Source organism: Tolypothrix tenuis PCC 7101 (assembly GCF_963874875.1).
GTDB classification, from domain to species: Bacteria; Cyanobacteriota; Cyanobacteriia; order Cyanobacteriales; family Nostocaceae; genus Aulosira; species Aulosira tenue.
The window spans coordinates 1272646-1285287 of the sequence record NZ_CAWNJS010000001.1 but is presented as its reverse complement, the minus strand read 5'-3'; the positions used below and the strand labels follow the sequence as shown (position 1 = coordinate 1285287).

The following is a 12642-nucleotide window of genomic DNA, read 5'->3' as shown; positions in this document are numbered from 1 at the left end:
TTTTCATGAATAATCATATTGGCAACCAGCGCCTAACACATCCTACAATAATTTTATTTTTAATTTATAAATAGCTTCTTAACTGTGTCTACTTTTAAAACTTGAATTTATAGAAGAAATTTGTAAATAAAAATTTATTCTCTTCCCTATTTCGTTTGAAAAAATTCAATTCCTAACTGGGGTTAGGTTGATATCCATCCATGAGGTAGAAGCGAATACTAGCAAAATTCAGTATTGTGAGGCTAGTTGCTTATAGATGAGGAATAAACGCCCGTGGTTCCAATTAGAGATAATAATCCTACAGAAATCACGCCTTATGTCACCTTTGGGCTAATTGCTGCCAATGTTCTAGCTTTTCTTTATGAAGCTAGTCTTCCTCCTCAAGCCTTAGATGGGTTTTTACGCTTGGCTGCGGTAGTTCCCAAAGAACTGACTTTAAGTTTTGCTGGGATATCTGTACATCAACCTGTACCAGAGTGGGCTACTTTAATTACCTCACAATTTTTGCACGGTGGTTTATTACACCTAGCGGGTAATATGTTGTTCCTCTGGATTTTTGGAAATAATGTCGAAGATAAATTAGGTCATTTTAAATATCTGCTATTTTATTTATCTTGCGGAATTTTGGCATCATTAAGCCAGTGGTACTTTTCACAAAATTCTAGTATTCCATCTTTAGGGGCGAGTGGTGCGATCGCAGGTGTGATGGGAGCATATATTCTTCGCTTTCCCACAGCCGAAATTCTTGGTGTCATCCCTTTAGGGTTTTTCTTCCCCACTTTCCGAGTCCCAGCATACTTCTTTTTAGGGTTCTGGTTCATTCAACAAGCCTTTTACGGCGTTGCTAGCCTGGAAACACCCACCAACATCGGGATGGAAAACGGTGGTATAGCATATTGGGCGCACGCTGGTGGGTTCTTATTTGGCGCAATTCTCGGCCCCATCTTAGGCTTATTTAGCGACAAACCCCGAACAGCCTCTAGGAATTGGGGGTGAGGGGATTGGGGATTGGGGACTGGGGATTGGGGATTGGGGATTGGGGACTGGGTACTGGGGATTGGGTACTGGGGGAGAAATTCCTATTACCAATTACCAATTACCAATTACCAATTACCAATTACCCATTACCAAATGACAAATGACAAATGACAAATGACCAAAACAGGTGTAAATACCTAAACTTCGCAACGAAGCGTCGCTCAAGCTATCTTAATGGAGCAATTCATCTCCCGTTAAGTCTGCGACTGTAACGGGAGATGAATTGCGACCAATATAAAACTGAGCACAGCGAATCATTATTTTGGTTGTTCTTGCTTCTCAACGTAATTTTTTAATTGTTCAACTGTGACACCCCCGCAACTAGCTACAAAATACGCGCCAGTCCAAAAGTAAGGTTTGTTGTAGAAGTATTTTTTAGCTAGCCAGGGAAACTCTTTGCGAATTAATCTGCTGCTCACTGTTTTGATATTTCCAATGAGTGTTGAGAGGGGCTTGTCAGGCTTGTAGTCAACTAATAAATGTACATGGTCTGCTTCTCCATTAAATTCCAATAACTCACAATCCCACTTTTTGAGGGTGTCCGTGATTATTTCTTTTAGCCTGTTTAGGATTTCTGCATTAATAGCTTTTCTGCGGTATTTCACGACCAAAACAATATGAGCGTTAAGCCTGTAAACAGACCTGAAACCATTATTATACATATATTGACAAGCATAGCGGTAAATAGTATATTACCACTAGTTTCGCGCAAATTATATTGATGTTAGATGTATTAAAGGTCAGAATTTATCCAAACAAAGAGCAAGAGATATCTTTAGCTAAGAGCTTTGGGTGTTCCCGCTTTGTTTGGAATTTCTACCTCAACAAAACTAATACTCAATATCAAGACACAGGTTCGGGGATGACTTACTGCCAAATGGCAAAAGACCTGACTCAGTTGAAGAAACAATCTGATTATGAATGGCTACAAGAACCGACTGCTGCCGTCCTACAACAATCGCTTAAAAATCTAGAAACTGCGTTTAAAAATTTCTTTTCAAAACGTACTGGATTCCCTAAGTTCAAAAGTAAACATTCTAAACAGTCAATCCGCTTTCCTGAAAGCTGTTCGATTAAGAATGGTAGTTTAAAACTTCCTAAACTTGGATTGGTTAAAGTTAGTCTTTCCAAGAGTGTAAATGGCAAGATTAAATCCGTAACTGTTTCTAAGACAAGTACAGATAAATATTTTGCGGCGATACTGTTCGAGACTGACGAATTAACCACAACTCATCTTGGGAAGATATCAGGAATTGACCTTGGGCTAAATGTGCGATTCGTTCGCTCGAAATGAGTAGAAATACTCAGGGATGAGTGACAGGTAAAAGAACTGGGTAACCAGAACAAAACCTGATAACTGACTGACCATGAAGGTGATTAACTCAGAAATCCTAGAGTACGGAGTTAAAAGTCCTTCCCCGTAGGTGCAACGGTGAAAGCATCACCCCCAGGTTTGCGACTAGCCATCAAAGCCTGAAGCGGGGTGAAAAGGAGGTAAAACTGGCAGCCTAAAACTGGTTCCCTTCGAGCAAGAACCTATGAGTAGCGAAAGCGAAGATGTGCCCAAACCATCGTTACAAGGAACCTCCGTAATAAGGCTGGCACGGAGGAGCCAAAAGGCAAAAGGATAAGGGGCTAGCAGATGTTTAGCTGACTAGCAGCACTCCCAATAAACCCGGTGGATAGCATCAACTCTAAAGGCTCAACCAATTGTCAATCGGAACGAAGTAACAAAGCTGTTTGCTCTTGGGTGGTCGATACCAAGCAGGTGCTAACCGTATGCAGCAGCTAGGAAAGATTGAGTTAGAAGCGAACGCCTTGGGTAATGCCAGGGATATGCTGACAAACTCACGGTGATTTGGAATGTAAAGTCATATTATGTAATGAATAAGTCTAAAACACGACAAGTCATAACTGAATCAAAGGAAGCAAGTGCCCCTCCCTTGAAGGACAAAGCAATTCCCCTAAATCAGGATGATAAATCGATGGTGGAATGGAGGCATATTAACTGGCGACAGCTAGAAAAACGTGTCTTTAAGTTGCAAAAAAGAATTTACAGAGCCTCATTACGTGGTGAAGTCAATGCAGTTCGCAGACTCCAAAAGACGTTGATGAAGTCTTGGTCAGCAAAATGTTTAGCGGTCAGGCGGGTAACACAAGATAACCAGGGCAAGAAAACGGCGGGTGTGGACGGTGTTAAGTCACTGACCCCAAAGCAACGTTTCGCCTTAGTTGCCAAACTAAAACTAGGCTCAAAGGTCAAACCTACCAGGCGTGTATGGATTCCAAAACCTGGTAAGGAAGAGAAAAGACCATTGGGTATACCCACAATGTATGACCGCGCCTTGCAAGCCCTCGTAAAAATGGCACTTGAGCCAGAATGGGAGGCTAAATTTGAACCGAACTCATACGGGTTCAGACCAGGACGCTCATGTCATGACGCTATTGAAGCAATCTTTAACAGCATCAATAAGAAGCCCAAATTCGTATTAGATGCTGATATAAGCAAGTGTTTCGATAAAATCGACCACTCGGCACTGCTAAAAAAATTAAATACATTCCCCACCATTCGCCGACAAATCAAGGCTTGGTTAAAAGCGGGGGTGATGGATAACAAGCAGTTTCAAGAGACATCTGAGGGTACACCGCAAGGTGGGGTCATCTCCCCACTCTTAGCAAATATTGCCCTCCACGGAATTGAAGAAAGAACTAAACAATTAGCCCAGACACTAAAGCTATACTACCCTAACGGGAAGATAATGGCAGCAAAGGATAAAATTAGTTCTCTCACTGTTGTGAGATATGCCGATGACTTCGTGATTCTCCATGAAGACATAACCGTTGTCCAAAGATGCCAGATAATCATATCTGAGTGGTTAAAAGACATGGGTTTGGAATTAAAGCCATCAAAAACACGCCTAACCCATACCCTCCACAAGTATGAAAATGAAAAACCAGGATTCGACTTTCTCGGTTTTAATATTAGGCAATTCCCCGTGGGTAAATACCACTCAAAACAAGGCTTTAAAACAATCATCACCCCCAGCGAAGAAAAGCAAAGGATACACTACGAAAGAATAGCTAATATCATCTATGACCATAAGGCATTGCCTCAGAAGGCACTAATTGGAAAATTAAATCCAATAATCAAAGGATGGTCTAATTACTATTCAACGGTCGTAAGCAAAGAAGCTTACTCCAGGTTAGATAATCTCATGTATCCAAAGCTGAAAGCCTGGGCACAACACCGCCACCCCAACAAAACAGGGAAATGGGTGTCAAAGAAATATTGGCACACAATCGGTGGTGATAACTGGGTATTTTCCACCCCGCAAGAAGGCAAAAACCCAATGCGACTTTTCGACCATGCCGACACCTCAATAGTTAGGCATATAAAAGTAAAAGGTGAATCCAGCCCATACAATGGCGACCTAGTTTACTGGAGTTCAAGAATGGGTACACATCCTGAAATGCCCAAAAGAGTGACAACACTTTTGAAAAAGCAGAAAGGAAAATGTACTCACTGCGGATTGTATTTCAAAATGGAAGACCTCCTAGAAGTAGACCACATATTACCCCGGAGTCAAGGGGGAAAAGACGAATATAAAAACCTTCAGGTACTTCACAAACACTGCCACGATTCAAAAACAGCCAAAGATGATTTGGGTGGAGGTATGCACTTGGACAAGCACCAAACCACTGAGGAGCCGTGTGAGGGGAAACTCTCACGCACGGTTTTGAAGACGAGTCGCTCTGGTGACGGAGCGGCTTAGTTTAATAGCCTAGTAACTGTTTTTGACGGTGAAACCTGTTATAAGGTTGACCCAATCAAACCCACAAGAAAATACGCCAAACGACTAAGAGTTAGACAAAAATCTTTATCTCGCAAAGTTAAAGGATCTAGTAATAGGTGTAAAGCAGTTAAAGTAGTTGCCAAAGTTCACGAAAAAATATCAAATACAAGACAAGATTTTCTCCATAAACTCTCACGAAAGTTAGTTGACGATAACCAAGTTATAGTAGCTGAGAACCTTTGTGTTAAAGGATTAGCGCGTACCAAGTTAGCCAAATCAATACATGATGCTGGTTTCAGTACGCTGCTCAATTTCATCACCTACAAACTAGATAGAGAGGGAGGTAAATTCGTTCCAGTTGACAGATTCTTTCCTAGTTCAAAGCTTTGTTCATGCTGCGGTCATAAAAATGATTTACTGAATTTAAGTATCCGTGAGTGGATTTGTTTAGGTTGCCAAACAACTCATGATAGGGATGAAAATGCATCACGGAACTTGAGAGCAGAAGGGATAAGAATACTGTCAACAAATACTGTGGGGCACACAGAAATTCAAGCTTGTGGAGAAGCAGTAAGACTCGTTGGTACTTGTACCAAAAAGCGTGTTTCTGAGAAACAAGAATCTCCCGCTACATTGCGTTAGCAATTAGCGGGCGAGTGTCAAATTGCAGATAATAATAGTTAGGAAAAACACCTGTGTTTCCCCTTTACGACGAAAATCCGACGCGCATCACCCCATACTTAACTTATGGGCTGATTGGGATGAACGTTTTAGTTTTTCTTCATGAAGTGAGTTTATCTAATGCACAACTAGAGCAATTTTTTCGACTATATGCAGTAGTACCACGAGAATTAACCACCAACTTTTCCTCAGAGTGGACAACGTTATTTACATCACAATTTTTACACGGTGGTTGGTGGCATTTAATCTCGAATATGGTTTTTCTGTGGATATTTGGTAACAATATTGAAGACCGTTTAGGTCATCTCAAATATCTAATTTTTTATTTGACTTGCGGTGCTTTAGCTGCTTTATGCCAATGGTTTATTGGCATGAATTCTGGGATTCCTTCTTTGGGTGCAAGTGGTGCCATTTCTGGAGTTTTAGGTGCTTATATTATCCGCTTCCCTCACGCTAGAGTTATGACTTTAGCCTTTTTAGGATTTTTTGTCACCACTATTAGAGTTCCAGCAATGATATTAATAGGGCTGTTCATTGTTCAGAATGTACTTTCTGGTGTGGTTAGCCTACAAACAGCAGCTAATATGAGTGTTGAAACAGGCGGAGTTGCTTACTGGGCACATATTGGGGGTTTTGTATTTGGCATAATTCTTGCTCCCTTATTAGGATTATTTAAGCAAGAGTATTAGTTTGTTTGTTTACCGTTTCTACTGCTGACACAGGATAGACTGTATCAACTCTTCGAGACTTGATGATACAGCCTATTTCAGGTAGATGAGGTATGCGGGTAAGGGCAAGGCACATAGGTGTCAACTTAACGTGAAACCTGCTTGGTTGCAAGGTTTCGCCCTCACCCTGTGCCCTTCTCCCACCAGGCTACGGTGTACACACAAATCGGAGTTATTTTGAGATCCGGGTTTTACCCCCCTTAATCCCCCCTTGGCAAGGGGGGAAACCGGAAAATCAAGTTCCCTCACGCCACTTGCTACAACGGGGGGAACCCCCGCAACGCAGTGGCTCCCCTTTGCAAGGGGAGGGTTAGGGTGGGGTAATTCGAGGAATGGTAATGATTCGATAAATTGTGTGTACACCTTAGCTCCCACCAGGAGAGGGGAGCAAGAGATTTAGTTCCCCTTCTCCCGGGGGAGAAGGGGTTAGGGGATGAGGGCAAGGATATTTGTACAATGCGCGCCCCATATAGCTTTTAGCTGAAGTTGACACCAATGGGCACTGCCTTACCCCTACCTATCTGTGGCATTCTTTGTTCAAATTGCTATTAGTTATTTTTCAACTCAAAAATCAAGTGCACGAACTCGTGAATCAACTGCACGAACTTGTGAATCAAGTGCACGAACTTGTGAATCAACTGCACGAACTTGTGAATCAAGTGCACGAACTCGTGAATCAAGTGCACGAACTCGTGAATCAAGTGCACGAACTCGTGAATCAAGTGCACGAACTCGTGAATCAAGTTTACAAATCGTGCATTAGCGTCACAATTGATAAACCAGCTAATTTAAGCAAATTTCTATAAATATATGCTCAGGCGCGTGCTGAATAATTCGCACAAGCTATAGGCTATTCTAGCTTTCATTTACAGTTGACACAGCACAGCCGCGAATTTAATACTGATTTCAATAATGTTTGCGACAAATAATTTCTTTGTAAGGGCACGGCATCCACAATTTTGTGGTGTATCCATTATCTTACTGATGCCGTGCCCCTACCTATCTGTGGCGTTCTTTTTTCACAATGGTATAGTTTCAGGTTCAGAAGGCGATCGCAATTCTGCAATTCTGAAATCGGTTGATTGTTGAATCTGTATTTATGCTTAATTTTCTCCTGCTCAAACCTTAAAGAAACATTCGAAAATTGAGCAAAAATATAAATTTCTAATAAAGGCAGTTGCAACCTGAAGCTTTGATTAATTATATTTTCGGGTTATCACACTCAAAAGCTTCTGCTTTCAAGAGTTTACAACACTTCTGAGTCGAAATTATCAATTGCTAAAAATTTGATTGTTGTAGATTTAATAGCTGCCCTTTTTTCCAGATTGTGTAAGTATTATCTAGGCTTGAATGGCTCAACTGAGTTTACTCAGCTTAGTGCCTAAGTTCCGAATGAGGCAAACCTCAACTGGGGCTTGTTTCCTGTTGACGCTGATGCAATGCCTACGGCGGGCTATGCTGACGCGAAAATCTAGACCTGTACACGGAAGACTGGCTAATGACATCGGATATACTGATGACACCGGAAAAAATTTTCTTAGACGGAAAGACTTATATTCCAGCAGAACAATTGCCTATACCGGAGTGGCCTTGTGTTATAAGCGAAAGACCACAACCAACGCTGACGGTCAAAGATGATGACTTATTTTTTATCACAGATACAATAGGTAACATTTCTGGATGCTCTCTCAACGATGGTAATCCTAGCATGGGGCTGTTTTGCTGTGATACGCGTTTTTTGAGCCGCCTAGAGTTGCAGATTGAAGGGCGATCGCCTGTTTTACTTAGCAGTACTGCAGATAAAGGGTTTGCACTCTCGGTTTTGTGTACTAATCCCAGAATTGATGAACGCCTCAAAGCTGATACCGTCGGGATTCGTCGCGAACTGGTGCTAAATGGCGCACTTTTTGAAGAGATTGAAGTTTCTAACTACAGCACAACTACCGTTAGCTTTGAACTGAGTATCAGCTTTGATGCCGATTTTGTGGATTTATTTGAAGTGCGTGGCTATGGCAGAGACAAGCGCGGTAGGCTGTTACGCTTAGTAGAGCCAACACCAGAAGATGGAACAGCTGCTGATGGTGGTTCCCCGCTACAAACTCAACCAACGATGGTGCGGGATGAATCCTTAACCCTCGCCTATCAAGGTTTGGATGGTTTGGTGATGGAATCGCGGATTAATTTCCAGTATCGGCAACCAGACTATTTTAAGGGTTACACTGCGGTATGGCAGCTAGAGTTGGCTTCTCACGAAACCCAAAAGTTGGGTTATCGGGTGAATATGTTGCGAAATAATCAGCCGAGTTCAACTGTAAGTGCGGCGGTGACTTTAGCACAAGCCAAAGCCGCTGAATTAATGGAAGAACAGCATTGGGTGCAACAAATTACCCGCATCAGTACCGATAAAAGCACTTTTAACCGAGTGGTGGAACGGGCGGAACAAGATATGTATTTGTTGCGCCAGTCATTTGGTAAGAATAAAACTGTTTCGGCTGGTGTACCTTGGTTTTCGGCATTGTTTGGGCGAGATTCCCTCATTACAGCTTCCCAAACTTTGATGTTAAACCCCCGCATCGCCAAAGAAACCTTGACGCTATTAGCGACATATCAAGGCAAAGTTGATGATGAGTGGCGCGAAGAAGAACCTGGAAAGATTTTACACGAGTTGCGCTTAGGGGAAATGGCCAGGTGTCAGGAAATTCCCCATACACCTTACTACGGTACTGTTGATGCCACACCCCTATGGCTGATGCTTTATGCTGAATATTATGCCTGGACGCACGATCAAGAAACATTAGAGCAGCTTTGGCCGAATGCTTTAGCAGCAATGGAATGGATTGACAGCAACACTAAAGAAACTAGCTACTTGAGCTACTATCGTAAATCCAAACGCGGTCTGGCTAACCAAGGCTGGAAAGATTCCGGCGATTGTATTGTAGACCATAAGGGAGAGTTAGCTAACGGCCCCATCGCCCTTTGTGAAGTGCAAGCTTACGTCTATGCAGCGAAAATGCGCCTAGCAGAAATTGCACGGATGAAAAAGCGGCTGGATTTAGCAGATCGTTGGCTAGAGGAAGCCAGAAATCTGAAAATGCGGTTCAACCATGATTTTTGGATGGAAGACCAAGATTTCTGCGCCTTGGCTTTAGATGGTGACGGGAAGCAGGTAGATAGTATTACCTCAAACCCCGGCCATTGTTTACATTTGGGCATCTTTACACCCGAAAAAGCCTACAGCGTCGCCGAAAGGTTACGCGCCCCAGATATGTTTAATGGCTGGGGGATTCGCACACTCAGCAGTTTATCGCCAGCTTATAACCCAATGGGCTATCACATTGGTTCAGTGTGGCCTCATGATAATGCCATCATTGCAATGGGATTGCGATCGCTAGGTTTAATCGACCAAGCCTTAGAACTCTTCCAAGGTTTGGTAGATATGACTACCCAGCAACCATATCAACGTCCCCCAGAACTGTTTTGTGGTTACGAACGCAACGGTGATAATGCGCCTGTACAGTATCCTGTCGCTTGTACTCCCCAAGCTTGGGCGACTGGTAGTATCTTCCAACTGCTGCAAATGATCGTCAACCTCGTTCCTGACGCGCAAAATAACTGCTTGCGAATTATCGATCCGGCTTTACCAGAGTCAATCAATCGCCTTTCCCTGCATAATTTGCACGTCGGCCCTACCGTCCTCGATTTAGAATTTGAGCGTTCTGGTAGCACTACCGCTTGTCGTGTAGCTAAAAAACGCGGCAATTTACGAGTGGTGATTGAGGCATAGGGCATGGGGCATAGGGCATGGGGCATGGTGAAGAGTTACCAATGCTCCATGCCCCGTTAGCTAGTGATATAATCTATCACGAAGCAATCTCAGCAATTATCAATTTAAGTGTGATAAATCTTACATTAAGATTTAATCTTGACTTCTGCCTTTAGATAGAAGTGTACTGTATCTAAAGTTAGGTACTTTAATAACAAGTTTTGCTCTAATGCTGGAAGATTATTGTGGTGTCTAAGGATTACAAGCAATTGGAGAGGTAACTATTGTTTCTTGCTGATTAACCTTGTAATCCTTTTATGTTTTCTTCTGAATTTTGAGCCAGAGAATTTGTATCATTTTGCAAAAATGGGCAAAGGGTAAAGGGTAAAAGGTAAAGGGTAAATACAAAGCCTTTCCCCCTTTTATCCCTTCCCCGTCAAGTATTGAAATCTCCTAAGCGCGTGCTAATAAAGGTGCAGCAGCTAGTAGGGTTTTAGTATAAGGATGTTGAGGATTAGCAAAAATTCGTTTTGTGGGGCCGAGTTCGACAATTTGTCCACCATTCATGACTGCAATGCGATCGCATAAAAATCTTGCTAACCACAAGTCATGAGTAATAAACAAGTATGTTAACTCAAACTCTTCTTTTAATTGCAACATCAAATCTAATACTTGCGATTGTACGCTAGCATCTAACATACTCACGGGTTCATCGCAGATTAATAGTTTAGGACGAGTAATTAAAGCGCGCGCGATCGCTACTCGTTGCTGTTGTCCACCAGATAAATCTGAGGGATAACGCTGATAATATACTTCTGCTGGTGTTAACCCGACTTTTTCCAGCATCGACAATACTTGTTCTTTGGCTTTCGTCGCATCAGCCAAGTTGTGAATTAATAACGGATCACCAATACTTTGTCCCACCGTCATCGCTGGATTGAGACAAGCATGAGGATCTTGAAACACCATCTGCATTTGTCGCCGTGAGGAACGAATTTCTTGGCGTGATAAGCTGGTTAATTCTTTTCCTAAAAATTCGACTTTACCAGCAGTAGGACGAATAAGCTGCAAAATTGTCCGTGATAATGTGCTTTTCCCGCAACCGGATTCTCCAACTAAGCCTAAAATTTCGCCTGGGTATAGTTCTAAATTAATCCCATCAACGGCTTTAATGGTTTGGTTTTGTCCTTTAAATAGGCGTTCAATAAAATTTGGTTCGATGGTGTAATGCTGCTTAAGTTCCGTAATCTTCAAGATGGGGTTTTGCGCGGGAATCTCTTCGCTTCCTAATCCCCAATCTTCATTGGCGATATCATCAACAGCTTGAATATGCAAAGCTGCTTGTAAAAGCGATCGCGTATATTCATGTTGAGGTTGGCGAAATACTGACTCGGTAGAACCCATCTCTACCATTTTGCCTTGGTACATTACGCCAATGCGATCGCAGTACTCGGCAACCATTGCTAAATCGTGAGAAATTAACAATAGTCCCATATTTTCTTCCGCACATAGGCGAGTTAATTCCTGCAAAATTTGGGCGGAGACGGTGACATCTAAGCTAGTAGTCGGTTCATCAGCCACAATTAACTTCGGGTTGAGAAGTAAAGCCAAAGCTATAGCTACCCGTTGACGCATCCCACCGCTAAACTCATGGGGATACTGATTCCAGCGACTTGCGGGGATTTTTACCTTTTCTAAAGTTGCGATCGCTTTTTCTTTGGCTTGCTTCGCTGATAATTCTGGTGAGTGCGCTTGTAGTGTCTCTAAACAATGATTACCAATTGTCATCAACGGATCTAACCGCGTCATCGGATCTTGGAAAATTAGCGCCACCGCTTCCCCGCGAAACTTCCTCATTTCTTGAGGTGTTAAATCAAATACTTTTTTACCTAGAAAATTTACGCTGCCTTCAATCCTGCTAGATGAAGGCAATAAACGCATGACAGCCCTTCCCAGAGTTGACTTACCGCAACCTGACTCTCCCACCAGCCCCATTTTTTCGCCAGCTTGCAGCGTAAAAGATACATCATCAACCGCCCAATTGAGTTCTTCTTCGCTAGACTGAGGATAGGCAACTCGCAGATTTTCGACACGAAATAAGGCTTCACTCATATTTTTATATATTCAACCCTGAGCTAGCAGCTTTTATAATTGCAAATTTACGCTAGTCTAGCAGATGATTGGGGACTGGGGATTGGGGACTGGGGACTGGGTAATTGGTAATGGGAAGTTCCTTAGTGATGGGCTTGAAGCCTTCATGTTGCAACATTAACCCTTTAGGTTACAACTTTAAGGCTTAATGCTGAAAGGTTTTGCCTTTAGGTTACAACTTTAAGCCTTAATGCTGCACGATATTGCATGATAGTTACAACTTTAAGCCTTAACCCTGCACGATGTTGCATGAAAGTTATATGAGGCTAAATTGAATCTCAATTCAAACAACATGAGCGGCTATAAAAATTCAATATACAAGGGTGTATTATGCCGTAGGCTAACGCACCTTAAATATTTGATGGTGTCTCGGTGCGGCGCTTGGCGACAACACACCCTACGCAAGCTTTTGTAGAGACGCGATTAATCGCGTCTCTCCGACTAATATATGTAAGGAAACTTTTTGCCTGTTGCTGATTCAAGGTAG

7 protein-coding genes and 1 pseudogene are annotated in these 12642 nt (G+C 42.5%); 6 read left to right on the top strand and 2 right to left on the bottom strand.

Annotation, left to right across the window (positions count from 1 at the left end; translation table 11 throughout):
* The first annotated feature begins 273 nt into the window (after positions 1 to 273).
* Positions 274 to 996 carry a rhomboid family intramembrane serine protease gene (locus AACU25_RS05180; protein WP_096574203.1) on the top strand — a complete coding sequence of 241 codons (723 nt, stop codon included), beginning with the start codon at positions 274 to 276 and terminating at the stop codon, positions 994 to 996.
* 299 nt (positions 997 to 1295) lie between these two features.
* Here AACU25_RS05180 and tnpA read toward each other — a convergent pair whose 3' ends face one another.
* Positions 1296 to 1700 carry an IS200/IS605 family transposase gene (tnpA, locus tag AACU25_RS05175; RefSeq protein WP_096574202.1) on the bottom strand — a complete coding sequence of 135 codons (405 nt, stop codon included), beginning with the start codon at positions 1698 to 1700 and terminating at the stop codon, positions 1296 to 1298.
* Positions 1701 to 1759: 59 nt separating this feature from the next.
* Here tnpA and AACU25_RS05170 point away from each other — a divergent pair, with 59 nt between their 5' ends.
* The 5 genes and pseudogenes from AACU25_RS05170 (at position 1760) to AACU25_RS05150 (ending at position 10025) form a co-directional block, all read left to right on the top strand.
* Positions 1760 to 2332: an RNA-guided endonuclease TnpB family protein gene (locus AACU25_RS05170; RefSeq protein ID WP_321206855.1), complete on the top strand. Its 573-nt coding sequence runs from the start codon at positions 1760 to 1762 to the stop codon at positions 2330 to 2332.
* 589 nt (positions 2333 to 2921) lie between these two features.
* A complete protein-coding gene (gene ltrA, locus AACU25_RS05165; protein WP_199347133.1) occupies positions 2922 to 4811 on the top strand; it encodes a group II intron reverse transcriptase/maturase in 1890 nt (629 codons plus the stop codon).
* A 15-nt stretch (positions 4812 to 4826) separates the two neighbouring features.
* Positions 4827 to 5474 (top strand): annotated as a pseudogene (locus AACU25_RS05160) (RNA-guided endonuclease InsQ/TnpB family protein); the annotation flags it as partial.
* Positions 5475 to 5527: 53 nt separating this feature from the next.
* A complete protein-coding gene (locus AACU25_RS05155) occupies positions 5528 to 6202 on the top strand; it encodes a rhomboid family intramembrane serine protease (RefSeq protein ID WP_096574201.1) in 675 nt (224 codons plus the stop codon).
* 1537 nt (positions 6203 to 7739) lie between these two features.
* On the top strand, positions 7740 to 10025 hold the full coding sequence (locus AACU25_RS05150) for an amylo-alpha-1,6-glucosidase (RefSeq protein WP_096574199.1): 2286 nt from the start codon (positions 7740 to 7742) through the stop codon (positions 10023 to 10025).
* Between the two features lie 432 nt (positions 10026 to 10457).
* Here the strand turns inward: AACU25_RS05150 and AACU25_RS05145 are convergent, their stop codons facing one another.
* Complete coding sequence (locus AACU25_RS05145; RefSeq protein ID WP_096574198.1) at positions 10458 to 12116, bottom strand: dipeptide ABC transporter ATP-binding protein; 1659 nt, start codon at positions 12114 to 12116, stop codon at positions 10458 to 10460.
* Between the last annotated feature and the right edge of the window lie 526 nt (positions 12117 to 12642).